The organism is Methylibium sp., assembly GCF_035762065.1.
Taxonomy (GTDB): domain Bacteria; phylum Pseudomonadota; class Gammaproteobacteria; order Burkholderiales; family Burkholderiaceae_C; genus Methylibium.
Genome location: NZ_DASTPW010000055.1, coordinates 103,614 through 129,687, shown reverse-complemented (window position 1 = coordinate 129,687; position 26,074 = coordinate 103,614). Strand labels below are relative to the sequence as shown.

31 protein-coding genes and 1 tRNA gene are annotated in these 26,074 nt (G+C 67.2%); 17 read left to right on the top strand and 15 right to left on the bottom strand.

Annotated elements, in window-relative coordinates; translation table 11 throughout:
- Nucleotides 1–9 precede the first annotated feature (9 nt).
- Nucleotides 10–1,878 carry a glutamine--fructose-6-phosphate transaminase (isomerizing) gene (gene glmS, locus VFR90_RS17380; protein WP_326407425.1) on the bottom strand — a complete coding sequence of 623 codons (1,869 nt, stop codon included), beginning with the start codon at nucleotides 1,876–1,878 and terminating at the stop codon, nucleotides 10–12.
- 144 nt (nucleotides 1,879–2,022) lie between these two features.
- Here glmS and VFR90_RS17375 point away from each other — a divergent pair, with 144 nt between their 5' ends.
- The gene (locus tag VFR90_RS17375) at nucleotides 2,023–2,511 is read left to right on the top strand and encodes an Lrp/AsnC family transcriptional regulator (RefSeq protein WP_326407424.1); all 489 of its coding nucleotides are present in this window, start codon (nucleotides 2,023–2,025) and stop codon (nucleotides 2,509–2,511) included.
- 6 nt (nucleotides 2,512–2,517) lie between these two features.
- Here the strand turns inward: VFR90_RS17375 and VFR90_RS17370 are convergent, their stop codons facing one another.
- Together VFR90_RS17370 and glmU are read right to left on the bottom strand one after the other, a co-directional pair.
- On the bottom strand, nucleotides 2,518–3,006 hold the full coding sequence (locus VFR90_RS17370) for a J domain-containing protein (RefSeq protein WP_326407423.1): 489 nt from the start codon (nucleotides 3,004–3,006) through the stop codon (nucleotides 2,518–2,520).
- Between the two features lie 98 nt (nucleotides 3,007–3,104).
- Nucleotides 3,105–4,499, bottom strand: coding sequence for a bifunctional UDP-N-acetylglucosamine diphosphorylase/glucosamine-1-phosphate N-acetyltransferase GlmU (glmU, locus tag VFR90_RS17365; protein ID WP_326407422.1), 1,395 nt, complete (start codon nucleotides 4,497–4,499; stop codon nucleotides 3,105–3,107).
- Between glmU and VFR90_RS17360 the strand changes: the two genes are divergently transcribed.
- Entirely contained in the window at nucleotides 4,498–5,379 is an 882-nt protein-coding gene (locus tag VFR90_RS17360) for a DUF6279 family lipoprotein (RefSeq protein ID WP_326407421.1), read from the top strand. The genes glmU and VFR90_RS17360 overlap by 2 nt on opposite strands.
- A gap of 14 nt (nucleotides 5,380–5,393) precedes the next feature.
- On the opposite strand, the gene VFR90_RS17355 is transcribed toward VFR90_RS17360, so the two are convergent.
- The 3 genes from VFR90_RS17355 to VFR90_RS17345 are packed head-to-tail and all read right to left on the bottom strand — an operon-like array spanning nucleotide 5,394 to nucleotide 7,848.
- Complete coding sequence (locus VFR90_RS17355; RefSeq protein WP_326407420.1) at nucleotides 5,394–6,029, bottom strand: DUF4136 domain-containing protein; 636 nt, start codon at nucleotides 6,027–6,029, stop codon at nucleotides 5,394–5,396.
- A gap of 41 nt (nucleotides 6,030–6,070) precedes the next feature.
- Nucleotides 6,071–7,018, bottom strand: a complete 948-nt coding sequence (gene ttcA / locus VFR90_RS17350) for a tRNA 2-thiocytidine(32) synthetase TtcA (protein ID WP_326407419.1) — start codon at nucleotides 7,016–7,018, stop codon at nucleotides 6,071–6,073.
- Nucleotides 7,015–7,848, bottom strand: a complete 834-nt coding sequence (locus tag VFR90_RS17345) for an SDR family oxidoreductase (protein ID WP_326407418.1) — start codon at nucleotides 7,846–7,848, stop codon at nucleotides 7,015–7,017. Before VFR90_RS17345 ends, ttcA begins: the two co-directional genes overlap by 4 nt.
- 64 nt (nucleotides 7,849–7,912) lie before the next feature.
- Here VFR90_RS17345 and VFR90_RS17340 point away from each other — a divergent pair, with 64 nt between their 5' ends.
- The 4 genes from VFR90_RS17340 to VFR90_RS17325 all read left to right on the top strand — a co-directional run bounded on the left by VFR90_RS17340 (nucleotide 7,913) and on the right by VFR90_RS17325 (nucleotide 11,092).
- Nucleotides 7,913–9,001 (top strand): class I SAM-dependent methyltransferase, encoded by a 1,089-nt coding sequence (locus tag VFR90_RS17340; RefSeq protein WP_326407477.1) that lies wholly within the window; start codon nucleotides 7,913–7,915, stop codon nucleotides 8,999–9,001.
- Between the two features lie 17 nt (nucleotides 9,002–9,018).
- A complete protein-coding gene (locus VFR90_RS17335; RefSeq protein WP_326407417.1) occupies nucleotides 9,019–9,213 on the top strand; it encodes a DUF2905 domain-containing protein in 195 nt (64 codons plus the stop codon).
- A 54-nt stretch (nucleotides 9,214–9,267) separates the two neighbouring features.
- Nucleotides 9,268–9,344 (top strand) — tRNA-Met (locus VFR90_RS17330).
- A gap of 260 nt (nucleotides 9,345–9,604) precedes the next feature.
- On the top strand, nucleotides 9,605–11,092 hold the full coding sequence (locus VFR90_RS17325) for a site-specific integrase (RefSeq protein WP_326407416.1): 1,488 nt from the start codon (nucleotides 9,605–9,607) through the stop codon (nucleotides 11,090–11,092).
- 10 nt (nucleotides 11,093–11,102) lie between these two features.
- Here the strand turns inward: VFR90_RS17325 and VFR90_RS17320 are convergent, their stop codons facing one another.
- Nucleotides 11,103–12,305: a hypothetical protein gene (locus VFR90_RS17320; RefSeq protein ID WP_326407415.1), complete on the bottom strand. Its 1,203-nt coding sequence runs from the start codon at nucleotides 12,303–12,305 to the stop codon at nucleotides 11,103–11,105.
- A 220-nt stretch (nucleotides 12,306–12,525) separates the two neighbouring features.
- On the opposite strand from VFR90_RS17320, the gene VFR90_RS17315 reads away from it, so the two are divergent.
- Nucleotides 12,526–13,170 (top strand): DUF6988 family protein, encoded by a 645-nt coding sequence (locus VFR90_RS17315; protein ID WP_326407414.1) that lies wholly within the window; start codon nucleotides 12,526–12,528, stop codon nucleotides 13,168–13,170.
- Nucleotides 13,171–14,012: 842 nt separating this feature from the next.
- Here VFR90_RS17315 and VFR90_RS17310 read toward each other — a convergent pair.
- The 4 genes from VFR90_RS17310 to VFR90_RS17295 form a co-directional block, all read right to left on the bottom strand.
- On the bottom strand, nucleotides 14,013–14,732 hold the full coding sequence (locus tag VFR90_RS17310; RefSeq protein ID WP_326407413.1) for a hypothetical protein: 720 nt from the start codon (nucleotides 14,730–14,732) through the stop codon (nucleotides 14,013–14,015).
- Nucleotides 14,733–14,861: 129 nt separating this feature from the next.
- Nucleotides 14,862–15,356, bottom strand: coding sequence for a hypothetical protein (locus VFR90_RS17305; protein WP_326407412.1), 495 nt, complete (start codon nucleotides 15,354–15,356; stop codon nucleotides 14,862–14,864).
- A gap of 128 nt (nucleotides 15,357–15,484) precedes the next feature.
- On the bottom strand, nucleotides 15,485–16,270 hold the full coding sequence (locus VFR90_RS17300; protein ID WP_326407411.1) for a TIGR04255 family protein: 786 nt from the start codon (nucleotides 16,268–16,270) through the stop codon (nucleotides 15,485–15,487).
- Nucleotides 16,271–16,554: 284 nt separating this feature from the next.
- Nucleotides 16,555–16,785 (bottom strand): helix-turn-helix domain-containing protein, encoded by a 231-nt coding sequence (locus tag VFR90_RS17295; protein WP_326407410.1) that lies wholly within the window; start codon nucleotides 16,783–16,785, stop codon nucleotides 16,555–16,557.
- 147 nt (nucleotides 16,786–16,932) lie between these two features.
- Between VFR90_RS17295 and VFR90_RS17290 the strand changes: the two genes are divergently transcribed.
- The 7 genes from VFR90_RS17290 to VFR90_RS17260 all read left to right on the top strand — a co-directional run bounded on the left by VFR90_RS17290 (nucleotide 16,933) and on the right by VFR90_RS17260 (nucleotide 21,273).
- A complete protein-coding gene (locus VFR90_RS17290) occupies nucleotides 16,933–17,424 on the top strand; it encodes an LAGLIDADG family homing endonuclease (RefSeq protein WP_326407409.1) in 492 nt (163 codons plus the stop codon).
- The gene (locus VFR90_RS17285) at nucleotides 17,421–17,726 is read left to right on the top strand and encodes a hypothetical protein (RefSeq protein ID WP_326407408.1); all 306 of its coding nucleotides are present in this window, start codon (nucleotides 17,421–17,423) and stop codon (nucleotides 17,724–17,726) included. Before VFR90_RS17290 ends, VFR90_RS17285 begins: the two co-directional genes overlap by 4 nt.
- A complete protein-coding gene (locus VFR90_RS17280) occupies nucleotides 17,677–18,276 on the top strand; it encodes an HAD domain-containing protein (protein ID WP_326407407.1) in 600 nt (199 codons plus the stop codon). Before VFR90_RS17285 ends, VFR90_RS17280 begins: the two co-directional genes overlap by 50 nt.
- Nucleotides 18,273–19,478, top strand: coding sequence for an AAA family ATPase (locus VFR90_RS17275; protein ID WP_326407406.1), 1,206 nt, complete (start codon nucleotides 18,273–18,275; stop codon nucleotides 19,476–19,478). Before VFR90_RS17280 ends, VFR90_RS17275 begins: the two co-directional genes overlap by 4 nt.
- Before the next feature lie 26 nt (nucleotides 19,479–19,504).
- Nucleotides 19,505–19,870 carry a hypothetical protein gene (locus VFR90_RS17270; RefSeq protein WP_326407405.1) on the top strand — a complete coding sequence of 122 codons (366 nt, stop codon included), beginning with the start codon at nucleotides 19,505–19,507 and terminating at the stop codon, nucleotides 19,868–19,870.
- A 54-nt stretch (nucleotides 19,871–19,924) separates the two neighbouring features.
- A complete protein-coding gene (locus VFR90_RS17265) occupies nucleotides 19,925–20,710 on the top strand; it encodes a metallophosphoesterase family protein (RefSeq protein ID WP_326407404.1) in 786 nt (261 codons plus the stop codon).
- A 74-nt stretch (nucleotides 20,711–20,784) separates the two neighbouring features.
- Nucleotides 20,785–21,273, top strand: a complete 489-nt coding sequence (locus tag VFR90_RS17260; RefSeq protein WP_326407403.1) for a hypothetical protein — start codon at nucleotides 20,785–20,787, stop codon at nucleotides 21,271–21,273.
- 50 nt (nucleotides 21,274–21,323) lie between these two features.
- On the opposite strand, the gene VFR90_RS17255 is transcribed toward VFR90_RS17260, so the two are convergent.
- On the bottom strand, nucleotides 21,324–21,590 hold the full coding sequence (locus VFR90_RS17255; RefSeq protein WP_326407402.1) for a helix-turn-helix domain-containing protein: 267 nt from the start codon (nucleotides 21,588–21,590) through the stop codon (nucleotides 21,324–21,326).
- A gap of 90 nt (nucleotides 21,591–21,680) precedes the next feature.
- Here VFR90_RS17255 and VFR90_RS17250 point away from each other — a divergent pair, with 90 nt between their 5' ends.
- Nucleotides 21,681–22,388: a hypothetical protein gene (locus tag VFR90_RS17250; protein WP_326407401.1), complete on the top strand. Its 708-nt coding sequence runs from the start codon at nucleotides 21,681–21,683 to the stop codon at nucleotides 22,386–22,388.
- 70 nt (nucleotides 22,389–22,458) lie between these two features.
- Nucleotides 22,459–23,505, top strand: a complete 1,047-nt coding sequence (locus VFR90_RS17245) for a CAP domain-containing protein (RefSeq protein ID WP_326407400.1) — start codon at nucleotides 22,459–22,461, stop codon at nucleotides 23,503–23,505.
- A gap of 19 nt (nucleotides 23,506–23,524) precedes the next feature.
- On the opposite strand, the gene VFR90_RS17240 is transcribed toward VFR90_RS17245, so the two are convergent.
- The 3 genes from VFR90_RS17240 to VFR90_RS17230 are packed head-to-tail and all read right to left on the bottom strand — an operon-like array spanning nucleotide 23,525 to nucleotide 25,207.
- Nucleotides 23,525–24,244 carry an alpha/beta hydrolase family protein gene (locus VFR90_RS17240; RefSeq protein ID WP_326407399.1) on the bottom strand — a complete coding sequence of 240 codons (720 nt, stop codon included), beginning with the start codon at nucleotides 24,242–24,244 and terminating at the stop codon, nucleotides 23,525–23,527.
- Nucleotides 24,245–24,248: 4 nt separating this feature from the next.
- Nucleotides 24,249–25,019 (bottom strand): exodeoxyribonuclease III, encoded by a 771-nt coding sequence (locus VFR90_RS17235; RefSeq protein ID WP_326407398.1) that lies wholly within the window; start codon nucleotides 25,017–25,019, stop codon nucleotides 24,249–24,251.
- 8 nt (nucleotides 25,020–25,027) lie between these two features.
- A complete protein-coding gene (locus VFR90_RS17230) occupies nucleotides 25,028–25,207 on the bottom strand; it encodes a DUF3606 domain-containing protein (RefSeq protein WP_326407397.1) in 180 nt (59 codons plus the stop codon).
- A 281-nt stretch (nucleotides 25,208–25,488) separates the two neighbouring features.
- Here VFR90_RS17230 and VFR90_RS17225 point away from each other — a divergent pair, with 281 nt between their 5' ends.
- Entirely contained in the window at nucleotides 25,489–26,004 is a 516-nt protein-coding gene (locus VFR90_RS17225) for a hypothetical protein (protein WP_326407396.1), read from the top strand.
- The last annotated feature ends 70 nt before the right edge of the window (nucleotides 26,005–26,074 follow it).

Sequence of the window (26,074 nt, the reverse complement as noted above, 5' to 3'; positions counted from 1 at the left end):
GTGGCTCGCCTACTCGACCGTCACGCTCTTCGCCAGGTTGCGCGGCTTGTCCACGTCCGTCCCGCGCGCGCAGGCGGTGTGGTAGGCCAGCAGTTGCAGCGGCACCACGTGCAGCAGTGGCGACAGCGCGCCGTAGTGCTCGGGCATGCGGATCACGTGGACGCCTTCGCTGCTGTCGATGCGGGTGTCGGCATCGGCGAAGACGAACAGCTCGCCGCCGCGCGCGCGCACTTCCTGCAAGTTGCTCTTCAGCTTCTCGAGCAGTGCGTCGTTCGGCGCCACGGTCACCACCGGCATCGCCGCCGTAACAAGTGCGAGCGGCCCGTGCTTCAGCTCGCCGGCGGGGTAGGCCTCGGCGTGGATGTAGCTGATCTCCTTGAGCTTCAGCGCGCCCTCCAGCGCCACCGGGTAGTGCAGGCCGCGGCCGAGGAAGAGCGCGTTCTCGCGCCGCACGAAGACTTCGGCCCAGGCCATCACCTGCGGTTCGAGCGCCAGCACCGCCTGCAGCGATGCCGGCAGGTGCCGCAGCGCCTTCAGGTGGGCTGCCTCGCCGTCGGCATCGAGCCGGCCGCGCAGCTTCGCGAGCACCATCGTCAGCAGGAACAGCCCGGCGAGCTGCGTCGTGAAGGCCTTGGTCGACGCGACGCCGATCTCGACGCCGGCGCGCGTGATGTAGGCAAGCCGGCATTCGCGGACCATCGCGCTGGTCGCGACGTTGCAGACGGTCAGCGTGTGGCGCATGCCGAGCGCGCGCGCGTGCTTCAGCGCGGCGAGCGTGTCGGCGGTCTCGCCGCTCTGCGTGATCGTGACGACGAGCGTCCGCGCGTCGGGCACGCTGTCGCGGTAGCGGTACTCGCTCGCGACTTCGACGTTGGTTCGGATGCCGGCGATGCCTTCGAGCCAGTACTTCGCGGTGCAGCCTGCGTAGTAGCTGGTGCCGCAGGCGAGGATCAGCACGTTGTCGATCGCCTCGAAGACGGGCGCCGCGTCGGCGCCGAACAGCTCCGGCACGAAGCCCTCGACCCCTTCGAGCGTGTCGGCGAGCGCGCGCGGCTGCTCGAAGATCTCCTTCTGCATGTAGTGCCGGTAGGGGCCGAGCTCGGCGGCGCCGGTGTGGGCCTGCACCGTGCGCGCCGCGCGGTCGATGCGGCGATGGCCGCCGCCTTCCTTGCGGGCCAGCACCCAGTGCCGGCCGAGCTGCAGATCGACCACGTCCCCGTCTTCGAGGTAGACGATCTGGTCGGTCAAGCCGGCCAGCGCCATCGCGTCGCTCGCGACATAGCGCTCGTCGGCCTTGTCGCCGGTGCCGAGGCCCAGTACCAGCGGCGATCCGTCGCGTGCGGCCACCACGCGGTGCGGCTCGTCGCGGCAGAACACCGCGATCGCGTAGGCGCCGTGCAGCCGCTGCACCGCGGCCTGCACGGCCTCGCCGAGATCCGCCTCGTAGAGCGAATCGATCAGGTGTGCCACGACCTCGGTGTCCGTCTGGCTCGCGAAGGCGTAGCCGCGCTGGCGCAGCTCGGCGCGCAGCTCCTCGTGGTTCTCGATGATCCCGTTGTGCACGAGCGCGATGCGCGCCGGCTTTGCCGCATCGGCGCGTGGCCCCTGGGAGAAATGCGGATGCGCGTTGTGCACCGCCGGCGCGCCGTGCGTCGCCCAGCGCGTGTGCGCGATACCGGTGCCGCCTTCGACACCGTCGGCCGCCACCAGCGCCGCCAGTTCCGCGACACGCGAGACGCTGCGGCTGCGCCGCAGCGCACCGGCCTGGTGGACGGCGACGCCGCAGGAGTCGTAGCCGCGGTACTCGAGCCGCCGGAGGCCCTCGACCAGCATGGGGACGATGTCGCGGGTGCTGACCGCGCCGACGATGCCGCACATGAGCGCTCTCCGCGCTGTTGACGAGGCGCCGATGCTAGGCAGGGTGGCGGAAAATCAATCTCGCAAGTTGATCTGCAATGAAACGAGATTGCAGACTGCACGTGATGCGGAAGAGAATTGCACAAGAAGTGGGTCTGACGAAAGATGATCTCCAACTTGCCGCTCGACGACACAGATCTGAGGCTTCTCCAAGCCCTGCAGCGGGATGCCTTCCTGTCCAACCAGGCCCTGGGCGACCTTGCCCATGTGGCCGCCGCAACCGCGCACCGCCGCGTACGGCGGCTCCAGGACGCCGGGCTGATCGAGCGCAGCGTCGCCCTGCTGTCGCCCGATGCGCTGCGCGCGGCGGGGCATCCGCTGCTCCAGGCGCTGATCGAGATCACGCTCGATGTGCAGACCGCCGAGCGGCTCGATGCCTTCGAGCGCCGGGCGAGCGCCGACGCGGCGGTTCAGCAGTGCTGGCGCGTGTCGCCCGGGCCGGACTTCGTTCTCGTGATCGCGGTGCGCGACATGGCGGCCTATCAGGCCTTCGCCGCGCGGCTCCTGACCGGCGACGCCGACGTCCGCAATGTGCGCGCCTTCTTCGCGATCAAACGGGCCAAGTTCGGCAGCGAGCTGCCGCTGCGCGACTGATCCGCGTCAGCGGCCCCGCGCCGAGAGCCGCACGAGCACGTCGTTCTGCTCGGGCCACAGCACCGCGAGCAGGCCGACGAGCAGCAGCGCCATCAGCACCGTGCCGGCCGCGATGACGCCCATGCGCTGCCGGCGCGTGAAGTGCATGCGCCAGGCTTCCTCGAAGGGCATGCCTTCTTCGCGCATGCCGGCCCAAAGCCCGTCCCAGCGCTCGCGCAGCGTCGGCTGCTCATCGGGGCCGGGGTCGCGCAGGCCGAGGCGGATTTCCTCGGCGCGGATCCATTGGTCGTGCCCGGCGCGCCGGGCCGGATCGAGCAAGACTTCCTGCGCCTTGTTCAGCGCGGTGAGCACGATCTCGTGCCGCAGGCTGCCTTGATGACGATCGGGGTGGTACTTCTGCACCAGCACCTTGTAGGCCGCGCGGATCACTTCCGGCGGCGCATCCTGCGCCACCTTCAGACGGCCGTAGTACGTGGCGATCTTGGTGCGTTTCACAGGGCGGCGATGCTAGCGCCGGCCCTCGCGCGCGCGTGTAACTTGTGCGGCAAAGATGGCAGCGCGCGTGTCGCCGGCCGGCGATGCCGCGCGAAGCTTCACGCGCCGCCGCCGTCCTTCGCGCTCTTCTTGCTCGGCCGCCTCCAGCCGGCGATCGAGGCCTGCCGGGCCCGCGCGACCGTGAGCTGGCCGGCCGGCGCGTCCTTGCCGATCGTGCTGCCGGCGCCGATCGTCGCGCCGTCGCCGAGCGTCACCGGCGCGACCAGCACGCAGTTGCTGCCGACGTGCACGTCGGCGCCGATCACCGTGCGGTGCTTGTTCGCGCCGTCGTAGTTGGCTGTGATGCTGCCGGCGCCGTAGTTCACGCGCTCGCCGACGCTGGCATCGCCGAGGTAGGCGAGGTGGTTGGCCTTCGTGCCGCGCGCGAGCGTCGAGTTCTTCACCTCGACGAAGTTGCCGATGTGCACCTCCGGCCCGAGTCGCGCGCCGGTGCGCAGCCGCGCGAACGGACCGACCAGCGCAGCGTCGCCGATCGACGCGCCCTCGACATCGCAGAACGGCCGCAGCACGACGCCGGCGCCGAGCTTCGCGTCGCGCAGCACGCAGTGCGCGCCGATGCGCGTGCCCGCGCCGAGTTCGACCGCGCCTTCGAAGATGCAGCCGATGTCGATCTCGACGTCCTCGCCGCAGACGAGCGAGCCGCGCACGTCGATGCGCGCCGGGTCGGCGAGCCGCACGCCGGCGTCCATCAGCGCCTCGGCCTGCCGCCGCTGGAAGCGGCGCTCGAGCTCGGCAAGCTGCTGCGGGCTGTTGACGCCGAGCACCTCGGTTTCGCTCGCGGCGCTCACCGCGACCACCGGCACGCCGTCGGCGACCGCCATCGCGACGATGTCGGTCAGGTAGTACTCGCGCTGCGCGTTGTCGTTGTCGAGCGAGGCGAGCCAGCGCTTGAGCGCCGCGGTGGGAGCGGCCATCATGCCGGTGTAGACCTCGTCGATGGCGCGCTCGGCCTCGCTCGCGTCCTTGTGCTCGACGATCGCGCGCACCGCGCCGGTGCCGTCGCGAACGATGCGGCCGTAGCCGCTCGGGTCGGGCAGCGTCACGGTCAGGAGCGCGAGCACGCGGCCCGCGCAGGCCTCGGCGAGCGCGCGGCTCGTCTCGCCGCGCACCAGCGGGACGTCGCCGTTGAGGATCAGCGTCGTGCCTTCGTCACCGAGCGCCGGCAGCGCCTGCTGCACCGCATGCCCGGTGCCGAGCTGCGGCTCCTGCCGCACGAAGACCAGCGGCAGCGCAGGGAACTCCCCGCGCGCGAAGTCCTCGACCTGCGCAGCGCCATGCCCGGTCACGACGATCAGGCTTCGCGCGCCGAGCCCCCGGGCGCTCGCGAGCACGTGCTGCAATAAAGGCCGCCCGGCGAGCGTGTGCAGCACTTTCGGCCGGGCGGATTTCATCCGGGTGCCCTTGCCGGCGGCCATGATCACGATGTCGAGCATGCTGAACAGCGAACGGTGGTGGCGGTGGGCGACGATTGTGGCCGCGACGACGATCGCGCTGACCCTCGGCGCCTGCAGTGCGATGCGGCTCGTCTACGGCCAGGCGAACGAGATCACCTACTGGTGGCTCGACGGCTACCTCGACTTCGACGACGCGCAGTCGGTGCGCGCGCGCGAAACGCTGAACCAGTACTTCGCCTGGCACCGCCGCAGCCAGCTGCCCGACTACGCCGAGCTGCTGCGCACGGTCGCCAACGGCGTCGGCGAGGACACCACCGGCACGCGCAGCTGCGAATGGTTCGCGCAGGTGCGCCGGCGCGCCGACGTGGCGGTCGAGCAGGCGCTGCCGGAGGCCGCGGCGCTGCTCGCCTCGCTCGGCCCCGAGCAACTGCGCGCGCTGGAACGCAAGCACGCGAAGAACAACGCCGAGTTCAAGGACGACTTCCTTCAGCGCGATCCGGCCAAGCGGCAGGCCAGGTCGGTCGAGCGCGCGATCGAGCGCAGCGAGCAGCTCTACGGCCGGCTCAACGAGGCCCAGCGCAAGCTCGTCGAGCAGCGCGTTGCCGCGTCGCCTTTCGATCCCGAGCGCTGGAACCAGGAACGCCTGCGGCGCCAGCGCGAGCTGGTCGCAACCGTCACCCGGGCCCAGCAGCCGCAGGCCTCGCGCGAGGCGATCGCCGGTGAACTGCGCGATCTCTGGCGTCACGCGCTGCGCTCGCCCGACGCCGACTACGCGCGCTACCAGCAGGCGCTGGAAACCTACAACTGCGAGTTTTTCGCCGAGATCCACAACCAGACGACGCCCGAGCAGCGTGCCGAAGCGCAGCGCCGCCTGCGTGGTTGGGAGAGCGACTTCCGCCGGCTCGCCGGCGCGGGCTGAGCCGCTTCCCGCGCTCAGCCGCGCGGCAGGTTGACGACGACGGTGCGCGGGCTGATCGCGGTGTTCGGGAAGTCCTTCATCGCCGCCTCGAACATCGCCGGCAACAGCGCATCGCCGCCCCAGCGGTTCAGGTAGGACGCGCGCGTCTCGTAGACGATGCGCTGGCTGCGCCGGTCGCGGATCAGCACCGCCACCTCGCGCTGCACGTCGACGTCGTAGCCGTCGTAGCCCCAGCCGGGCCGGTAGAAGCCGGGGCCGTAAAGCCCGGGGCCGTAGAAGAACGGGCGGTGGTAGCCGCCGTACCACCAGTTGCTACGCCAGTAGAACGGGCTCGCGAAAGGATCGCGGCGCACCACGTCGAAGGCGCGCGCGCCGACCTGGATCAGCACGTCGGCCGTGTCGGCCGGCGCCTGGGTGAAGCCGGCCGCGGCCAGCGCCGGCAGCGCCGCCGCCTCGATGCGCGCCTGCTCGACCGCGTTAGCCTGCTGCGACGGCAGCCGCTCGATCGCGTAGGTGCCGGGTTTCGCGCCGTTGGGCCAGTCCCCCTGGCTCGACACGTCGATCGAGACGGAGGACAAACCGCCGCAGGCGCTCAGCGCGCCGGCGCACACCACGCTCAGCAAAAGATGACGACGATCGATCCGGCCCATCAAAGCTCTCCTTCGTGCCGATCGCCCGGTGGGCGGTCGGCTCAGTCCTCGCGCGCGATCCAGCGCACGGCGCTCGGCTCGACGGCCGCCGTGCCGACCGGCGCGCATCCGGCCTCGTCCGCCTCGTCGAAAGCGATGTCGCCGCCGGCGTCGGGCACGCCGGTCGGTCGGAGGTCGGCGAAGTGATAAAGGTTCCGGTCCTGCAGGTGCGACGGCACGATGTGTGCCATCGCGCGCGCCATGTTGTCGAGCCGGCCCGGATGCTCGCGCTCCCACTGCCGCAGCATCGCGCCGACCTGCTTGCGCTGAAGGTTCTCCTGGTTGCCGCAGAGCGTGCACGGAATGATCGGGAAGCCGCGCTGCGCGGCCCAGGCTTCGAGGTCGCGCTCGGCCACATGGGCCAGCGGGCGGATCACCACGTGACGGCCGTCGTCGCTGACCAGCTTCGGCGGCATGCCCTTGAGCCGCGCGCCGAAGAACATGTTGAGCATCAGCGTCGCGAGCATGTCGTCGCGGTGGTGGCCGAGCGCGATCTTGGTCGCGCCCAGTTCGCCGGCCACACGGTAGAGGATGCCGCGGCGCAGGCGCGAGCACAGGCTGCACATCGTCTTGCCCTCGGGCACCAGCTTCTTGACGATGCTGTAGGTGTCCTGCGTTTCGATGTGGAAGGGCACGCCGCGTGCGCGCAGGTAAGCCGGCAAGGTCTCGGCGGGAAAGCCGGGCTGCTTCTGGTCGAGATTGACCGCGACCAGCTCGAAGCGCACCGGCGCGCGCTGCTGCAGCGCAAGCAGGATGTCGAGCAGCGCGTGGCTGTCCTTGCCGCCCGAGAGGCAGACCATCACGCGGTCGCCGGCTTCGATCATGTTGAACTCGGCGATTGCCTGGCCGACCTGGCGGTGCAAGCGCTTGCCGAGCTTCGCGGCGGTGACCGATGTGGCCGGCGGCGGTGCCCAGACGGCGGCTTCTCGTTCGACGGCGGTGATGTTCATCGCAGGCGGCCTGTGGCGAGACTCGAGACGGCGGGCAGGTCGGCGTCTTCGAGGAAGGCGAAGTCGCGCGCCATCGGCTGCAGGTGGTAGCCGGCGTCGACCAGCAGGTTGCTGCCGGTGAGCGCGCGGTTGCGCAGCGCGAAGGCGACCGCGTCGGCCACCTCGTCGGACTGCACCGCGCGGCCGGTCAGCGAACGTTCGCCGAGCGCCGTGAGGCGCCGCTCGTCGATCAGCGCGCTGCCCAGCGTGAGCCCCGGCGCGACGCCGACCACCCGCACCGCGGGCGCGAGCGCGCGCGCGAGCAGCGGCACGAGGTGGCCGAGCATGCTCTTGCCCAGCGCGTACGAAAGGTAGTCGGCGTTCGGATTCCACAGGCGCTGGTCCAGCAGCAGCACGAGCGCGCCGCTGCGCGAGGTGCCGCGCAGGTGGCGCTCCAGGCCGCGCGCGAGCAGCACCGCCGAGCCGGCGTTCGCGCAGGCGTGCGAAGCCAGCGCCGCATAGCCGAAGTTCGAGAGATCGTCGTGCTGGAACATCGAGGCGTTGTGCACGACGGCATCGACGCCGCCGAAGCGCTCGATCACGGCGGGCAGCAGCGCCTCGGTCGCGGCCTCGTCGATGAAATCCGCCTCGAAGATGTCGCAGCGTCGGCCGAGTGCGCGGATCGCGGCACAGGTGGCTTCGGCGTCGCTGTCGATGCGGTGGGCGTGGACCGCGATGTCGTGGCCGTCGCGTGCGAGCCGCCAAGCGATTTCGCGCCCGAGGCGGCGCGCCGAGCCGGTGACCAGCGAGACAGGCGCGTTCAATGCGGAGGCTTCGGGTACGGTGCTCACGAGGGACGGCGCGCTTCGAGACAATGCCGCCGTGAGTGTAGACAGCGCCCTCGTCGCCGCCGGCATGACGGCCCATTCGGCCCTGCATCGACGCATCGCCGACGAGATCGCCGCGGCCGGCGGCTGGCTCGGCTTCGAGCGCTACATGGAGCTCGCGCTCTACGCGCCCGGCCTCGGCTACTACGCACGCGGCGATCGTGTCTTCGGCGACTCGCCCGCCTCGGGCAGCGACTTCGTCACCGCGCCCGAACTGAGCCCGCTGTTCGGCCGCGCGCTCGCGCGGCAGCTGCGGCAGGCGCTGGACGCGACAGGCACCCGCGAGGTCTGGGAATTCGGCGCCGGCTCGGGCGCGCTCGCGGCGCAGTTGACCGAAGCGCTGGGCGATGCGATCGAGCGCTACACGATCGTCGAGCTGTCCGCTGCGCTGCGCGAGCGGCAGCGCGCGACGCTTGCGGCACGGCAGCCTGATCGACTCGCCCGCGTTGCCTGGGCCGAGGCCCTGCCGGCGCGGCTCGATGCCGTGCTGGTGGGCAACGAGGTGCTCGACGCGATGCCGGTCGCGCTGCTGCATTTCGACGGCGCCGGCTGGTTCGAGCGCGGCGTGGCGCTCGACGCCGGCCGCGTCGTCTTCGCGGACCGGCCGACCGCGCTGCGCCCGCCGCTCGCCGAGACGGCCGTGCCGGGCACGACCACCGAGCTGGGCCGGCACGCCGAAGCCTTCGTGCGCACACTGGCCGCGACCCTTGGCCGTGGCGCCGCCTTTTTCATCGACTACGGTTTTCCCGAGGCGGAGTTCCACCACCCGCAGCGCCGCGGCGGCACGCTGATGTGCCATCGCGGCCATCGCGCCGACGGCGATCCGCTGGTGGACATCGGCCTGAAGGACATCACCGCGCACGTCGACTTCACCGCGATCGCGCTGGCTGGTCAGGACGCCGGGTTCGAGGTGCTCGGCTACACGAGCCAGGCGCATTTCCTCGTCAACTGCGGCCTGCTCGACGACCTGCACGGCGCCGACGTCGCCACCGTGTCGCGCGCGCAGAAGCTGCTGACCGAGCACGAGATGGGCGAACTCTTCAAGGTGATCGGCTTCGCCAAGCCCAGCTTCGATGCGATCGGCTTTCGCCGCGGCGATCGCTCGCACACGCTTTGAGCCGCAGGATCGGGACGATGCTGCGCTGGCTGCTGATCGTCGTGCTTGCGTTGCTGCTGTTCCAGGGCTTGCGTCCCTGGCTGGAGCGCATGGGGCTCGGCCGGCTGCCGGGCGATGTGCGCTTTCGGCTGCGGGGCCGCGAGGTGTGGTTGCCGCTGGGGACGACCGTCGCGCTAAGTCTGATCGCCGCTTTGATCGGCCACCTGATCTGAGCGGCCTCGAGGCCTGCGTGGGCCTCGAGGCGCCTCGCTATACTGCGCGCCCTTGGCGCTTTAGCTCAGTCGGTTAGAGCGACGGAATCATAATCCGCAGGTCCGGGGTTCGAGTCCCTGAAGCGCCACCAAAACTGCAGAAGGCTTGTAGGTCAAGGACTTACAAGCCTTTTTCTTTGCCGGGGGCGCCACATGGGGGTGCCACTTGGGCTCCATCTACACACCAAGGCTGTACCGCAAGCGCTGCGGTACGTTCTTCATCCGCGTCCTGCTCGGATCGACCGACTCAAGTCCAGACCAACTGTGTCGAAGACGCCGCTTGGAGGTTCGGCAGTCATTGCGGACCAAGGATCCAAGAAGGGCTCGCGCCTTGGCTCTGTGGGCCAACGCCATGCTCGAGCAAGCACTGACCATGACGCAGCGCCGAGACCTATGGAATTTGATCGGCGCGGACTTCCTCGGATGGACGATCAACGATCAAGGCATTTCTGCAGACGGTGAGGAGGACAGCCGGAACCTGCAGAACTTCCTCAAGGGCAACCCGAAGATCGCTGCCGCTGTGGCGCGCAGGTTCGAGCGCGAGTACACGCCGGCCGAACAGGCGATGCATGAGCGGGTCAAGTATTACGCTGCTCAGCATCAAGCCGAGAGCCTTTCGGGCCAGGCTAACGGCGCACCGGACAATCCGATGCGGATGTCGGAGGCGATCACCCTCCATCTCGACACAGGCAAGGTGAAGCCCAGGACCAAGCTTGAGAAGGGCAAAGTGCTGGGGGCAGTGGCCGCCCACGTGGTGCAGTCGGTGCCAACCTTAGGGCCGGACCCGTGGGTGCACGATGTGAAGACACATCACCTGGCTGCCTTCCTCGACACCGTCGGGCACTTGCACACCACCCGCGGCTCGAAAACCGCACAGCTCGCATCGGCTCGCACCACGCTCAAAAAGACGTCTCATATCGTCAAGTTCTTCGCGTGGGCGGCCGGCGAGCGACAGATGACGCGCTCCGACCCGGCGCTCGGCCTGGCTCAGCGGATCAAGGAGCTCAAGGAGCAAGTCGGTGACAAGCAAGCCCGCAGCTATGCCCCCTTCAAGTCCGAGCATCTGTCAAAAATCTTCGCGGCCGAGGCTTACCTCGGCTTCAATCGAAGCGCCGACTACTTCTGGGCGCCATTGATCGCGGCGCATGTCGGTAGTCGGTTGAAGGAGATCCTGACGCTGCGTCTGTCTGACATCCATCTCCACGAACCGACGGGTATCTGGGTCCTCAACGTCAAGATCGACGAAGCTAAGAACAGGAACTCGGCTCGCCGGCTACCTGTACCGCGGCGGCTTGTCGAAATCGGGTTCATCGAGTACGTCGAACACGTGCAAGCCCTCGGCGCCGACCGACTCTTCCCGCACGTCGACTTCGAGAGCAGAACTCTCAAAAACGACCCCTCCAAATATGTCAGCAGGCAGTTCGGCGAGTACCTCAGCCTGCGGGGGATCAGCGACCCGGCTCTGGTTTGTCACAGCTTCCGGCACACCATCGTTTCCGCGCTTCAGGACAACAATGTGCCGGTCAACGACGCTATGCAGCTGGTCGGGCACCAAGCCCAGAGCGCTGCCGTGCTCGCAGGCGAACTGACTGTTGGGCAGACCCGCAGTGTTCACTTGAAAACGTACGCACAAGCAAACAGGCCGCGCCTGAACGTTGATCACCCCATCGAGCGGCTCAAGGGCCATCTCGACGCCGTGAACCTCGGGCTCGACTACGTGGCCCTGCGCAAGGCGGCGGCCATCGTGCGTGAGTCGACGGTGCGCGGACCCAAGGGCTTCAAGAGCGGTTGGTCGGTCTTGTCTAAAGGACATGCCGAAAGACTGGCGCGGCTAGGCTAGTTCTCAGCCCCTACCGTCTGAGCTTGCGGCGCCGCACTGGCGCCGCAAGTTCTGGTTGGGCGCCCGATCGTTTGCTGGTGGAGGAAGCCGATGTGGGGTACGAGCTTCGGATCTTGACTTCCCGCGCAGCCTCGACGCTTCGGGGCTTCACCGCACCTGAGCCCCCTTGGACACCGCCGCCGTAGTACGACGCCGACTTTGTCGTTGCGTGCCCCAGGCCCTTGGCCAGTGTTTCCCGACTAAGTCCGCATGCCAGCAGATCGGTCTTGACTTGGTGCCGCAAAGAGTAAGCCGAGAGCTTCCGCGTGGACTTCGTTAAGGGGAACACCTTCTTCATCGCGCGGGCAACCTGCGTGCAGTACGTGTTGACCAACATGGGCCCGAACAGGACGTTTGAGTCCAGCCGCGAGCCGTGCTCACCCATCTCATCCGCCAACAGCCGTGCAGGCCCATGGTTCGCGTGCACAGTGAGGGCGCGCCACGGCTGCCCCGCAAACTTCGAAAGCTTCGCGCCGGTGATGCGGAAGGAAATTGCCCCGTCTGTCGTCAGCTCCGCCACGACTCCGTTCTTCAACTCGACCGGTCGGCAACCGGTCACAGCTTCGATCAGGACGAGCAACTTGAAGTCGCCTTGTTGCTTGCTAGCGAACTGCTCGCGCCAGTCGCTGGGAAGGCCTCGAATGCTCGCTGACTTGCTTCTGACCGAACGCTTCGATCTGCCGTCACCCTTGAACTTTTCCGGCGGACCCTCGGGCGTCGAGGCCAGAACGTTCGCGAGCCACACGAGCCACTCGATCAACAAGTCATGGCCCTCTCGATCGTCGTCGGTCCATACCGACTGGCGTCTCAAAGACTGGTCGACCTTACGCTTCAACTCGGGGACCTGCTCGAGAAGGAAGAAGTGCAGACCGGCTTTGAACGTGTACCAGCTGTCCCGTGTTGTAGATCGGTCCGCCACCATGTCCCATGGGTCCAGACTCCTTACGTAAGCGTCTTTAATGATGGACAGGCAGCGGGTCCTGTAGCGCGCTTTCGTGTCCTCGCTGATCGTGCCAGCGTGCGCGACGACTTCGTCGATCGACGCAAACTGTGAAGCGGCGAAGCTTTTTTGCTCGGGCGTTCCCCGCGGGCACAGCTTGTTCAAGGCCGCCTTGAGCGTCTGGTTCTGAACTAGAGCTGTGGTGTCACGCTGTAGTTGGTGTTGTTCTTCCAACGAGATGGGAAGCTGGTATCGGATGGCAGTCAGGGCGCACCTCCGCAGTGAGATTGAGGCAGGTGGTGCTACCCGGCCTTGCCGTTCAACGGTCGGGCGATCGATTCGTTGAAGTGGCTTTCGCATCGAAGCGGCCGAAGTTCACGAACGGACCGTACTTGTGGCCGTAGCTCGCCGTGTGCAGAGATCAGCGGCTGGTCCGTTCAGCTCAAAGTGCTGCATGAGTTGGGCGCCGCCACCACTTGCAAGGCTGCTGTCGAGGACGGAACAGCTGCTTTCGCGGTTTGACGAGACGCTTGGGGACGCGGGCCTCGCTTACGACGACCTGCGATCGGCCGTGACCCTCGACGCCTTGCTAGTCGCTCGTCAGCACGCCGAAGCCGTCGTCGTGCTTGCTCGGGCGCAGTTGCTGTCCTCGGCGATAGGCGTCTTGCGCATGCAGTACGAGGCCGTCCTCCGAGGTGCTTGGCTGATGTTCGCTGCGACCGAGAAAGAGGTCGCGATCCTCAGCGCGCCGCTGACCCCTGGAACACTTCAAGCAAGCAAGAACCTGGGCACCTCGGTCGAACTCCTGACCGCGATCGAGCTGTCTTCTGGAGCCCCGCCTCCTCTGAAGTTGGCGTTGAGAGAGTTCCGAGAGTCGAGCAAGGACGTTTTGAACTCGCACTCTCACGCGGGGCTGCATCCCTTGCGTCGCCACGACGGCCATTTCGAACGGGAGATGGCGACCACGCTCGTCGCGTCAAACGGCCTCACGTACTTGACCGCGATGTCTATCGTGCATGCCGGCGGTGTTCCGGAGCGGCAAGGCGACGTGAACGTGCTGTTCACCAGCTACTCCGACTGCATGAATAGGCGGCGGTGAGGACTGTCCTGAGGGAGAGCGGGGGAGTTTTCGGCATCGTTCGCCAGCTCGTACTCTCGCGGGCGGCCCTCGCGGGGCCGCCCGCAAGTCCTCGATCGCGTTTGAGCTCGACTGGGCGCCGGCCGTGCCGGCTTGCGTCTTTCGGCCGACCCTCAGGAGGTCGACCGCAAGACCTTCGTCTCGCTCCTGCTCGACTGCGCGCCGGCTCGTGCCGGCTTGCGTCTTCCGGCCGACCCTCAGCGGGTCGACCGTAAGACCTTCGTCTCGCTCCTGCTCGACTGCGCGCCGGCTCATGCCGGCTTGCCATCTTTCGGTCGGCCCTCAGCAGGCCGCCCGAAAGAGCTCCGTCGCGCTAACGCTCGACTGCGCGCCGTCTCACGACGGCTTGCCGGCCCATCTGCTTCGCATCTGGGCACCTATTCGGACAGGAGAGCGCCTGTCCGAATAGGTTGTGACGCGGCGTCCGAATAGATTGCAGGCTGGCTGTCCGAATAGATCGCAGCTGACCTCTCGCGGCAGCCCATACAGCTCGTCGGCCACTCGGGTACCGGTGGTCTGCGTCGAACGCGCGGACCGCGCTCGATAGGAACCACGACTGACGTTTCGAGTCGTGGTGACGACGGTTTGCGGTGCGGCTTTGGCCGACTTCCCACAGAGCAGCGCCTGTCGTGCCCGGAGCGGAGGGTCGGCTGGAGACTGCCTGCAGCCATTCTGGAATCGTGCGCCTATGACAGCGGCGTCCGGAAGCCGACATTGAAGGCGCGCCGCGCCAACGCACCTGGCCCTTAGTACGGGCAGCCATCAGGAAGTGTCTTTATGGAAGGGGGCCTCAGGACGGGGCGTCAGTCCGCCTTAGGCCCGAGCTGCTGTCCTTCGGCGCGGTGGGTCATGTACTCCAGGCGCCAGTGGTTGAGCACTCTGGCCTGACTCACCGAGATATCGTCTTCGGAGATTGCGAAGCAGGCATCGAGCCGGATAGCTGTGCCTCCCTCTGGGAGCCGTCCGCGCAGCGCCTCCTCTACGGCCTCAGCCGCTTTCTCAGCGGCATCTGCTGCAGCATCTGGGTCGTCGCCAGGATTGAAGACTAGGACCACCTTCAACGAGTATGGGTCACCCTCGAGCCGTTCAACGCACTGGCCCTTGTCAACGTCGAAGTACGTGAATGACACATTCTTCCCGTGAGCTTCCAGGGCCTTGGCCAACTTGGCATCGGCCTTCGTTTCCCTCATCCGAGCCACGAACGCATCGGCAAAGGCTGCGCGGTCATACCTAGCACTGAGCCAACTACGCAGCACCGCAAGGGTCTGGCCGTCCACGCTGAAGCGCGTGTCCGGCTCGAACCAAGCCAGTTCGGACTTGAGAAGGGTGACCTTTTCGGTCGCGACCAGCTCAACGGTGGCCGGTGCTCCTTCGCACTGCACTGGGTAGTGCAAGGTCCGTGGAGCCTTGCCCCAGGAGAAGTTGCCGTTCGCAGCGGCGACCGTGCGCCCGATGATGACCTCGACGTACGGCTCGGCCTCCAAGCTGTCGTTTGCTAGGTCGCAATCGTGGGCGATGACCACGGCACAGGTCGAGCCTGGGTCTGCGGCGTTTGTCAGTCCGAAGCGGGCTGCAGCATCCTGCGGCAGGACATGGCCCTGCCGCCAGCTCGTGTCGCGTGTCCACTGCGGCAGCTGCTCGGGCATACGTTGTCAGGCGTTCTCATCGAGCGCTGGTGCACCAATGTCCGAGGCTGAGAGCTTTGCCTTGCGTCCCTCCAGGAGAGCGTCCAGCTTGGCGCGCGAGTCGGCACCTCGCTGGACGATGCGGATGAGCTTCTTCGCAGCCTCTTGGCCGTTGGCACCCGCAGCCATCAACTGCAGGAACGACTTGCCCTGGGCCACCGGCCGGTCAAGCATGGGCGTGGTCGGCTTGATGCCGAGGTCAGCGAAGACCTTTGCAGCTTCTGCAAGTTGCCGAAGTCGCTCTTGGTGGACAGCCTTCGGTGTCTCGCCTTCGAGCCAGTTGTAGAGCGTCTGGCGCGACACACCAAAGACCTCGGGCAGCCGCGACATGGTGCGGCCGAAGCGAGACTTCACCTGCTCCATGAGGGTGGCGTACGGCGCATCTTCAACGACCTGCGGTTGCTCCAGCACTTCGTACGGCTGGTAGCCGAAGGCTTCCCGCACGAAATGCGCGCTGGCCACGCCGCCAGTTCCGACGACCTGAAGGGGAAGTGGCCGCTCCAAGACCTGAACGCGGCTGTAAACCGCAGGGACTGGGCGGTAGTGGACTGCCGCGAAGTCCGCTGTGGCTGGGACGGGTAGGAGGCCAATCATGCTTCGTTCCAGACTTCAAGTGCGTGTTCGGTCACAGTCGCTTTGAACGCTGCTTCGATGACCTCATGGATTGAGTGCAGATGCTGGCGAACCGCGTCGAGCGAGAAGAGCGCTCGACCTTCAACAGAGCCATCGGTGTCCAAGATGGCGTGCCTGCCCTGAGCTTGCTGGAAGCGCTGCTGGACCGCCATCCCTTGAGGAAGGATGTCGGGAGGAAAGCCAAGGCCGCCGTTCTGAATGACGACCCTCGCACGTAGCATCACGTTGCCGACGGCGTTGAGCGCCTCCGAATATGAGTGCACCGGTTGCCCGCCAAGCTGAGCACTCAAGCCTTGGACCCCTGATGCAAGGTACAGCGCCAGGCTATCCCCCTCCTTCGGAAACACATGGTCAAGATAGCGCAACCCGACGCGGTCTGTGAAGGCGAGCGCGACTTCCTTGTGGACCAAGGCAAGCCCTTCCAGGAAGACTTCGGAGAACCTCTCGTAGGTCCCGTAGTCGGTCGACTGAAACGTGAGCGAGTCAGAGCTCAGGACGAAGCAGTGGGTCTGCTCGACGTTGGCGAACAGGTACTGCTCATGTGGAACGGGCTGAGGAATGGTCTGGCCGTCCTTGACGGCGAGCTGTATCGCGATGGTGGTGTGCACCGTGAAGGCGGGAAAGCCGGCATTGCGCAGACCCTCTTGGATGGAAGGCAGGAAGTCGGTGAGCTTCAGCAGCGGGTTGAAGCGCACCTGTGACACCGTGAAGTAGACCGGGGGATTCTTCAGCGGCGCGCCCATATGCGACTCCTCATTGGCTTTGCAGTTTACACTTTGGTTGACAAATATAGAGGCTCCGAGTCAAAGGCAATCCCCTAGGACTTCACGCGCCAGCTTGCCGTGGAGCTTGGCGCGGGCATCGTCATCCTCCAAAGGTCTGCAGCACCCTCGTGACCGGTCGTCCTGCGCCGCGCGCAATCGCCACGCTCAATGATCGCGATGTGGTGGACACCGTGAACTCGACAGCACAGTTGAAGGACCGCAACCGCTGCGTTGCTGCCGTCCCTCGCTGCTGACGCTTTCGCTCACGTGACTACCGGCGACCCATCTGTCGGGTCCGCGACGTACTCGAAGATCTCGCCCACGGGGACCCCGAAGTAGGCGCACAACGAGTTGAGCGCGTCGATCTCGATCCGACGCACCTCACCCTGCCACAGCAGCCCCACCAGGTTTCGATGCAGCCCCGTGTCGCGCGCGACGTCTGCAACTCGGACTCTTCGTTCACCCATCAGACGAGAGACGTGGCACTTGATCATCGGCTTGTGCAGTTGTTGTCATTCAGGATAGCAAATTGCATTGACAGGCGACGTACTGCTGCCTATCATGTCATTCCAGACGACATAAATCCATGAAGAGCAGCATTGTGCCGCTCAGCGAGGTCGTCCGGAAAGGCTCCACGTTCCATGAAAGCGTCCCAGGGTTCACTCGGCGGCTCCAAAGTCGCCCAAACGCGTTCTACCGACGCCCCACCGGGCGCGGACCAAGATCTTGGATGGGCCGCCGGCTTCGCCGACGGCGAATCCTGCATCCACATCACGCGCGCCGCCAATCGTGGCCGACCGTCCTATCGCCTCGGCGTGTCGGTGGCGCAGAACAACCTCGAGGTCCTCGAGCACTTCCGCCGCACCGTCGGCGTCCGCAGCGGGCTCTACAAGACCAAGCGGCAGGCCAACCACAAGCGGCAGTGCTACACGCTGAACTACACCGGCCGCTATGCCAGCGAGGCGATCGAGAAGCTCCTGCCGCACTTCGTCGGCAAGCGCAATCAGGCGCTCACAGCCCTACGCTTCTGGGTTGAGGGTCAGTTCGGCGCGCATCGACGCGGGCGTCGCGTCGACGATGCCGTGCAAGAAATCCGGCACCGGTACTACCTCGAACTGAGGGCGATGAAGTGAGCGGCGCGCCGCTTCTCGTACCGGCTACGGACCCCCTGCTCAGGCCCCAGCCGGTCGTGACCGTCGTCGGGACGGTGACCCACTGCAAGCTGGCCTGGGCGGGCCAGTTCGACTGCACCCTGCTGACGGACAAGGGTGTGGTCCGCTGCGTCGGCAATCGCGAGCAGCTGCTCGATGCAAATGCCGGCGACCGCTACGCGTTCAGCCTGCGCGTCGGGACGCGCAACGTCGTCGTCGAGGCCCATCGGCTCGGTGGAGAAGCCCCGGTGTCGGCACTTCCGGCAAGGGTCGCCCATGACTGAGCCTGCCCCGATCGTCTTCCTCGACATCGACGATGTCCTGTGCCTCGACCTGGAAGGCCGCCTCTGGGTGGAGACCGCTGTCGCGGGTCGCTTGCCTGACCCCGAACCGATGTACGGCCGGCTTTTCAGCGCCGACGCCAAAGCAGCTCTCGCACAAATCGACGCAGCCTGCCACAGCCGTCTGCGCTACGTCGTCAGCTCGCTGTGGCGCCTCGTCTTCGACCGAGCGCAGATGACGTCCATCTTCGAAGCCGCCGGCCTGCCCTTCGTGGCGCAGCGGCTCGAGGCGGGCGACCGCTGGCGCACGCCGCACCTGCTCGGCGAGGGCCGTGCCGCCGAGGTCGCGCTCTGGCTGCAGCGGCACCACCGCGGCGAAGCCTATGCCGTCGTCGACGACCGCTTCTCCGGTCTCGATCTGATCGAGGCCGTTGCGCGCGCGGAGCCCTATGTCGTCGATCGACTCGCGATCTGCGAGGAAGGCGTGGGCCTGCTCGAGCAGCACGTGCCCGAGCTCGTCGCGGCCCTGCAGCAGCCGGGAGTGTGCCGATGAGAGACCGCGACGACCTGCCGGTCGGCTACGAACTGGTCTACGCAAACGGGAGCCACTTCGTCCTGCCACAACGCGCGGCGAAGCAATGGCGCAAGCACGTGGAGCGACGGACGCAGCGCGAGGTCGAGGCCCTGCGCGAGCAGCAGAAGGCCAGCGCGAAGGAGCTCGAGGAGGGCAAGAAGGCCGCCGAGCCGGAGCCTTCGCTGCCCGCGTTCCCGGACGAGCCTCCGCCACGCTGGCACCGCGTGCTGCCCGACTTCGCAGCGGCCATCCGCTCCTTGAGCGAGGACGGGGTCAAGGCGCGCAGCCCCGACCGCGAGGCGCGCGAGCGGCTGGTCACCATCGGCCAGCGCCTGGCCGCGCTCGGGCCTGACCGCGAGATCGGCCGCCCGGACGGCTGGAAGTCCGCGCTGGCCGATCTGGAGGCGCGCATGCCGAACTTCCGCGCGCCGGTGGCGCTGGTGCGCAACGCCCTGCGCCTGGCCGAGGTCACGAACACGCCGACGCGCATCCCGCCGCTGCTGCTGCTCGGCCCGCCCGGCGTCGGCAAGACGCTCTTCAGCCAGCGCCTCGCCGAGCTGATGGCGGTGCCGCACGCGACCATCGCCTTCGACCAGCCCTCGGCCGGCTCGGCCCTGCGCGGCGCCGACAAGTTCTGGAGCAACAGCGAGAGCGGCCTGCTGTTCCAGCTCGTCTGCCTCGGTGCCATGGCCAACCCGGTGATCCTGCTCGACGAGCTCGACAAGAGCGCCGGCAGCAGCACCAAGCACGACCTCGATCCGCTGGCCCAGCTGCACGGCGCGCTCGAGCGGCAGACGGCCCGGCATATCAAGGACATCTCGGTCGACATCGAGTTCGACGCGAGCTTGGTGACCTATGTGGCGACGGCCAACAGCCTGCACGGCATCGGCATGCCGCTGCTCAGCCGCTTCGAGATCTTCTCGATCGCGCCGCCGAGCGGCGACGACGCGATCGAGGTGGCGCGACGGCTGATCGACCAGGTGCTGCACCAGCTCAAGCTCGAAGACCGGATCAGCTTCGATCCGAAGTGCGCCTACGTGCTCGCGCGCATGAGCCCGCGGCTGATGCTGCGCACGGTCGAGCGGCTCGCGGCCGCGGCGCTGCAGGACAAGCAGCGCCGGGTCGACGTCGAGCAGGTGTGGAACGAGCTCGAGCCGGCCGACCGGCCGCGGCTGCATTGAGATCAGGACAGGAAGGGAGGAAGACGATGGACGAACGACTCAAGCGGCTGGGCATCACCGGCGGCGTCTGGGCGGTGCCGGCCGTGAAGCAGCAGCCGGTGATCCACCTCGAGCGGTGGCGGGTGTTCGAACTCAGCACCGGCGAGCGGCATCTGGTCGGCTGGAACCGGGATGCGGCCGAGGGTCGGGTGAGCTCGACCGTGACGGTCTTCGATGCGGAGGACCGGCAGGCGGTGACGCGAAGCGGTCGGGTGTACCGGCTCTGCGGCGAGCCCGGCCACAGCGTAGACGGGCTCTACGTGTGGGACCAGTGGCTCGATGCGCGCGGAGCGCAGGCGAGCGACGTCACGAACGAGATCGCACGGCTGATCGATGCGGCGTCCCAGGATTGAGCCGATTCACCGTCCCCAACGGCTCAGCACTCATCGACAGGGCAGAAGCACAACATGACTCGACCGATCCTCTACTGCGGCGACCCGCACGGTCGCTTCCATCACATCGTCGTGGCGGCGAGCCATACCAAGGCTTCGGCCGTCGTCTTGCTCGGCGACATGGAGCCCGAGCGCCCGCTGCACCTCGAACTCGCACCGCTCATCGAGCGGCGCATCCCGGTGTTCTTCATCCATGGCAACCACGACGCCGACAGCGACGAGCTGTGGATGCGGGTGTGGGGCAGCGAGCTCGCGAGCTGCAACGTGCATGGCCGCGTCGTCGAGCTGCCGAACGGCCAGCGGCTGGCCGGGCTGGGCGGCGTGTTCCGGGAGACCGTCTGGCACCCGAGCGCCTCCGCGGCACGCGCAGGTGCGCCGGCGTTCAAGACGATGCAGGAGCACGCGCAGGCGACGCCGCGTCAGGACCGATGGCAGGAGGGACCGCCGCGCAAGCACTGGGGAACCATCTACCCCGAGACCGTCGATGCGCTGGCCGACCTGCGCGCCGACGTGCTCATCACGCACGAGGCGCCGGGCTACCACCCGAACGGCTTCGCGTTGATCGATACGCTGGCTCAGGCCATGGATGCGGGCGTCGTGATCCACGGCCATCACCACGACCGCATCGACAGCTCTGCGAGATGGCAAGCGCAAGGCTTCAAAAGCCATGGCGTCGGACTGCGCGGCATCTCGGCCATCGATGCGGAAGGGCGCGCGGAAGTGGTCCTGACGGGCGAGCTCGATGGGCAGCGTGCCCATCGGCAGCGGTTCATCGATGACGTAGATGGTTGGTGCGACTGAAGCGACCGAACGACGACTCAAGAACCTCGCCCTCCGTCGAGACCAGCACGCACTCGATCCTCATTCATCCCTCCATGGCACTTCCTCACGAAATCGATTCCCCGCTCGCCCGGCTGATCGAAGCGCATCCGGCGCTGTTCCGTGGGCGCGCGCCGCGCGTGGCGAGCTTCGTTCCGGCCGGCTGGTACGGCCTCGTCGATCAGCTTTGCACGTCGATCGAGCACGTGCTCGGTCCCGAGCGCTTGCCGAGCTTCGAGGTCGAACAGATCAAGGAGAAGTTCGGCAAGCTGCGCTTCTACTACCGGATCGACAAGGCCGGCGACCTCGTGGTCGACCTTCGCGCGGCGGACGGTATGCAGCGTCTGACGCTTCCGGCGCAGCCCGCGTCGCCCGAGCGCCAACGTCTTCGCGAACTCGTCGTCCGAGCGGAGAACGAGTCCGCAGTGACCTGTGCGACCTGTGGAGCATCAGGAGCGCTACGCAACCTCGGACGCTGGCTCGTGGTGCTCTGTGAAGAGCATCGGGCCGAAGAGGGCAACAAAAGGGACGGGCCTCCTCGCTGAGCCCGGCCCGGCGGGCGTCGCCACGCTTGTGCGTGGCTCAACCCCTCAGTTCACGAGCGAGCGTTTGCGATCGTCAAAGGCGCAAACAGTTCGCGCAGAGGCACGTCCAGCGCCACCGCGATGCGCTCGACGTTGTCGAGCGAGATGTTGCGCTTCTGCCGTTCGACGTGCGCGATGAAGGTCCGGTGCAGGCCCGCCTCGAGCGCCAGTTCGTCCTGGCTCCATCCGAAGGATTTGCGCAGCCGAATCATGTTGATCGCAAGAAGTTCACGCGCTGACGCGATCTGTTCGACGACGGCTTTGCGAGCGGACGGCACGTGTGAAGTCTTGCCGTCACCGTTGTTTGCGTCACCCGCATTTGAGTCACAAACTCTCGCCTTGCCTTGACCCTCCGATCAAGCCGTCCCATGAAAGTCACCGAACACAAGCTCGACAACGGGCAGTCGATCCGTCTTCAGTCCTTGACCGGTACGGTGATCAGCGCCTCGACGTCGACGACCACGTCGATCCACCAGTCCGCACCCGAGGTGCTGAACCGCTACACGGTGCTTCCGGGGCAGATCCACTCGCGAACGCACACCAAGCACTCGGTCTGGCTTCGGCTCGAAGACGGACATGAGCACTCGGTCGATCTTGACGATCTGTCCTTGCCGGTGCGCGAAGGTCATGTCGTCTCGCTGGTGTACGGAGGCCCCACGTGGAGCGGCACGACGTGGCTGTTCGGTGCTCGCAATCACACGACCGGCAAGGTGTTCTGCGACGTGTTGTGCCTCAAGGAAGTCTTGCGTCAGTGGAAGATGTCCATCGGCATCGGCCGCAGCTTTCTGACGTGGACCCTGACCGGTGCTCTCCTGCCGGGGTTGATTTCGTTCTTGACCGTGCCGCCGAAGGATCGGCTCGTGATGGCCGCCATGATGAGCATCGTCGGCGCTGTGGTCTCGTTCTTCTGCTGGCTGTTCTTCGGAATGATGGGTGGCTTCGAAGGACGAGCGGCGGCTCTGACAGAGGAAATCAGCGAGCTTGGGTTGAAGGCCCTGAAGGCCGAACCCGCGCCGCGGCGTGAGGAGTCGGCTGTGGATCCGTCGACCGCGCCTGAGATGTCTTCCGCCGCATAGCCGGCGTCGACCACGTCGTCGCGCCGGCAGCTGGTGCGTCCGGTCATTCGCACTCCTCTGCACTTCTCACATGAATCTGACTCGCCTGACTTCGTCCTCCCTTGTCGTGGCTTTCTCGGTTGCGCTCGCTGCTTGTGGCGGCGGCGGTGGAAGCTCCGAGCCGGTGGCCAGCACAGCGGGCACGCCGCCGGCTGCGGTTGTTGTGGTGTCGGCCTCAGGCAGCCTGAACGCTGCAGCTGCCGCGCCCAGCTACGCCGCGTCGAGCGTGCACGCCAGTGCCTTCGCCAAGCTCAACGAGCTGCGCAAGGCCGCCGGTGCTGGCGAACTCGAACAGGTTGCGACGCTGGACGTCGCCGCCGGGGCGCACGCGAGCTACCTGTCGATTAACCAGACCGTCAGCCACGACCAGGACGCATCGCGCACGGGCTTCTACGCCGCGACGCCAGGCGCCCGCGCAACCAAGGCGGGCTATACCGGCCTCGCCGTCGGCGAGGACATCGGCGGCACCGGCGCGTCGCGATCTGGCGCGGACTGCAGCCTGGGCCTGCTCAACACGGTCTATCACGCCGACTCGCTGCTGTACGTCTGGAACGACGTTGGAGTGGGCGTGGCGCTGGACGCGGCTGGCTTCCCGATGTGCGTGTTCAACACGGGTCTCAAGACGACCTACGGCCAAGTGCGTCCGGCCGGTTCGGTGATGGCCTATCCGTACGCGGGCCAGACCGGCGTCGAAGGCACGTTCTACATCGGCTACGAAGTACCGCGCCCGCTGCCCAGCGAGATCACATCGTTGACGGCGGGCTCGCCGGTGCTCGTGAGCATCAAGAACACGGACTTCGAAAACCTGAAGGCGGCCGGCACGCTCGATGCGCACCTCACCAAGTTCGAGCTGCGTGATGCCGGCGGCAATCTGGTGCCGGCCGTCGTGATGGTCGGCCCGAAGGTGCAGGCAGCGGCTGGGATCGCCGTCGTTCAGGACCCGATGCTCAACGAGGGCTCGGTCGTGCTGGTCCCCCGTGCTGCGTTGAGCCCGGCAACGGCCTACGGGGTGACGCTCTCGGCCACCCTCAACGCAGCCACCAGTGTCAGCAAGACGTGGACGTTCTCGACGCGGTGAGTGGCGGCGTCAGCTCAAGCTATGCGGCAGCCCCGCCCATGACCGCAGTGACCCAGGCCGAAACGCCGTCGAGGAGCTGCGCCATGACCTCCTCGTGCGTTCGCCCCGACCGCACGAGCACGTCGAACCCGTGATCGGCGTCCGCAAGCAGGAGCAGCGTGGCGCGGTCCTGCAGGCTCGCGGTCACGGCCTCGATCCCGGCGACGGGCGCGAGCTTGTCGCGCGTGCCCTGCACGAACAGCATGGGGACGGCCACGTCCGCGAGATGCTTCGCGCGCTCGACCGAAGGCTTGTCGGGCGCATGCAGTGGAAACCCCAGAAAGACGAGGCCCCGGACATTCGCCAAGGGCTCGAACGCCTGCGCTTGCGAGGTCATCCGCCCGCCGAACGACTTGCCGCCGGCGATCAGCGGAAGCCGGGTGCTTCGGCTCGCGGCGGCCACCGCCGCCCGCACGGCGCGATGGGCCACGGCCGGCACGTCCGGCCGCTTCGAGCCCCGTTCCATGGAAGGAAACTGGTATCGCAGCGTCGCGACGCCGCGTGCGGCCAGCCCGTGCGCGACCTCGTGCATGAAGGGATGCGCCATGCCGGCTCCGGCGCCATGGGCGAAGACGTAGCACGCCGAGGGCTCGGCCGGCAGCGTGAGCAGAGCCGACACGGCCAGCCCGGCTTCGTCGGTGACCGCAAGCGCGTGTTCGTGGATCGTGCGTCGGTTCATCGCATCGCGGATCGAGGACATGCGCTCAGGCCAGATCGACCCACACCGGCGCGTGATCGCTGCTGCCTTCGACGCCGCGCACGGCGCGATCCACACCGGCCGTTCGGAGCCGGGGTCGCAGCGTCTTGCTCAAGAGGATGTGGTCGATCCGCAAGCCGGCATCGCGCGGCCACCGGTTGCGCCGGTAGTCCCAGAAGGTGTACATCGATCGGCCGCCTTCCATCTGCGCCAGGGCATCGGTCCACCCTCGCTTCAGCAGCGCCGCGTAGGCTTGGCGCGGCTCGGGCTGCAGCAAGGCGTTGTCGAGCCAGCTCTTGGGCGAGTAGAGGTCCGCATCGGTCGGCACCACGTTGAAGTCGCCGATCAGGGCCATCGGATGCGCGGCGCTGCTGACCTCGTCGGCTCGCGCCTGAAGTCGAGCCATCCACGCCAGCTTGTAGTCGAACTTGGGACCGGGCTGCGGGTTGCCGTTGGGCGCGTACAGCGAGGCGACCAGCACGCCATGGACCGCCGCTTCCAGGTAGCGCGCCTGCGCGTCGTCGGGATCGCCGGGCAGGGCGGTCAGCACGGGCACCGGCTCGGCGTCGCGCGCGAGAAGCGCGACACCGTTCCAGGTCTTCTGGCCTACGACAAGGCATCGATAGCCGAGGGCTTCGAGCGCCGCGCGCGGGAAGCGGTCGGTCGTGGACTTCAGCTCTTGCAGCGCCACCACGTCGGGCTGGGTCGCCTTCAGCCAGGCGAGCAGGAGATCGAGGCGCTTGTTGACGTCGTTGATGTTCCAGCTCGCCAGTCGCATCGGTTCACTCAGCGGCCCTTGAGATGGCGCTCGACGTCCGCTGCGATGGTGCCGCCCTGCGCCACCGCGGCCTTGAGCTCCTCCGGCGTCACGCCGAACTTCTTCGACCAGTCTCGGACTTCGTGGTCCTGATGGATGCTGATCCGGGTTCGGTCTTGCCCGCCGGACTGGGTGGTGTCGTCAGCCATGTCGCGCTCCTCTTGGTTGGACCCGACCTACGCAGTCCGGCTCGGGCAGCAAATCTGCGGTGTCGCGCCCTTGCTCGACACCTCAACGGGCCAGACGAACGCGTTCGGCATCCCGCGTGCCCATGTGCGCTCGCGGATGCTTCACCGATGGAAGTCGAAAGAGGGTTGAAGGGCGCCTTTTCGACTTAGCCTTCAGCCGCCGAGTCCTCGTTGGCCGCGGTGCGCAAGCCCTCGTCGCGTCCAAGTGGTCGCGGTCGTCCCTAGGTGGGCATCGACAATGCGTGCGTGACATCGCTGCGCCGCATCGCTCGCCCATGCAGTGCCGCGCTGCTGAGCATCACGGCGGCGATCGAGCTCGTCGGCCTGCTGCGCAAGGGCGATGCCTTCGGCCCTCCGGTGGAGAAGGTGATGCTCGTCGGCTTTCGGCGGGCGGGCTGTCCAGCCTGCTGGCCGCGGATGCGCCAGGCGTCGTCGGCTTCGTCGGCCTCGATCCGTTCGACCGGACGCTGGCGGACGAGGGCAAGCGTCTCGGCCTGGCGGCGGCCAGCCGGCTGCAGACCGAAGCCCTGCTGCTGTTCGCGCCACCATCGCGCTGCAACGCCGATGCGGTAGGTGCCCTCTGGAGCACCGTGCTGCCGGCGCTCTGGCGCGACGAGTCGATCGGGGAGGCATCGCACTGCGACTTCGAGTCCCCCACCGACTGGTTGTGCCGCTTGGCATGCGGCAACAGCGACCCGGCGCGACAGCAGCGGGTGCGTGAACGACTGCTCGAGGCCGCGGCTCACTGGATGCGCTGATGCACTGCATCTCGCGTGTAGTGCGCTTAGCTGCTTACAGCCCGTGTTGACGTCAGCGCTACGTCGCGCA

Coding starts and splice junctions, on each gene's coding strand:
- glmS (WP_326407425.1), bottom strand. CDS start 1,878: ATGTGCGGCATCGTCGGCGCGGTCAGCACCCGCGACATCGTCCCCATG.
- VFR90_RS17375 (WP_326407424.1), top strand. CDS start 2,023: ATGATCTCCAACTTGCCGCTCGACGACACAGATCTGAGGCTTCTCCAA.
- VFR90_RS17360 (WP_326407421.1), top strand. CDS start 4,498: ATGCTGAACAGCGAACGGTGGTGGCGGTGGGCGACGATTGTGGCCGCG.
- glmU (WP_326407422.1), bottom strand. CDS start 4,499: ATGCTCGACATCGTGATCATGGCCGCCGGCAAGGGCACCCGGATGAAA.
- VFR90_RS17355 (WP_326407420.1), bottom strand. CDS start 6,029: ATGGGCCGGATCGATCGTCGTCATCTTTTGCTGAGCGTGGTGTGCGCC.
- ttcA (WP_326407419.1), bottom strand. CDS start 7,018: ATGAACATCACCGCCGTCGAACGAGAAGCCGCCGTCTGGGCACCGCCG.
- VFR90_RS17340 (WP_326407477.1), top strand. CDS start 7,913: ATGACGGCCCATTCGGCCCTGCATCGACGCATCGCCGACGAGATCGCC.
- VFR90_RS17335 (WP_326407417.1), top strand. CDS start 9,019: ATGCTGCGCTGGCTGCTGATCGTCGTGCTTGCGTTGCTGCTGTTCCAG.
- VFR90_RS17325 (WP_326407416.1), top strand. CDS start 9,605: ATGCTCGAGCAAGCACTGACCATGACGCAGCGCCGAGACCTATGGAAT.
- VFR90_RS17315 (WP_326407414.1), top strand. CDS start 12,526: ATGAGTTGGGCGCCGCCACCACTTGCAAGGCTGCTGTCGAGGACGGAA.
- VFR90_RS17300 (WP_326407411.1), bottom strand. CDS start 16,270: ATGGGCGCGCCGCTGAAGAATCCCCCGGTCTACTTCACGGTGTCACAG.
- VFR90_RS17295 (WP_326407410.1), bottom strand. CDS start 16,785: ATGATCAAGTGCCACGTCTCTCGTCTGATGGGTGAACGAAGAGTCCGA.
- VFR90_RS17290 (WP_326407409.1), top strand. CDS start 16,933: ATGAAAGCGTCCCAGGGTTCACTCGGCGGCTCCAAAGTCGCCCAAACG.
- VFR90_RS17275 (WP_326407406.1), top strand. CDS start 18,273: ATGAGAGACCGCGACGACCTGCCGGTCGGCTACGAACTGGTCTACGCA.
- VFR90_RS17270 (WP_326407405.1), top strand. CDS start 19,505: ATGGACGAACGACTCAAGCGGCTGGGCATCACCGGCGGCGTCTGGGCG.
- VFR90_RS17265 (WP_326407404.1), top strand. CDS start 19,925: ATGACTCGACCGATCCTCTACTGCGGCGACCCGCACGGTCGCTTCCAT.
- VFR90_RS17260 (WP_326407403.1), top strand. CDS start 20,785: ATGGCACTTCCTCACGAAATCGATTCCCCGCTCGCCCGGCTGATCGAA.
- VFR90_RS17250 (WP_326407401.1), top strand. CDS start 21,681: ATGAAAGTCACCGAACACAAGCTCGACAACGGGCAGTCGATCCGTCTT.
- VFR90_RS17245 (WP_326407400.1), top strand. CDS start 22,459: ATGAATCTGACTCGCCTGACTTCGTCCTCCCTTGTCGTGGCTTTCTCG.
- VFR90_RS17240 (WP_326407399.1), bottom strand. CDS start 24,244: ATGTCCTCGATCCGCGATGCGATGAACCGACGCACGATCCACGAACAC.
- VFR90_RS17235 (WP_326407398.1), bottom strand. CDS start 25,019: ATGCGACTGGCGAGCTGGAACATCAACGACGTCAACAAGCGCCTCGAT.
- VFR90_RS17230 (WP_326407397.1), bottom strand. CDS start 25,207: ATGGCTGACGACACCACCCAGTCCGGCGGGCAAGACCGAACCCGGATC.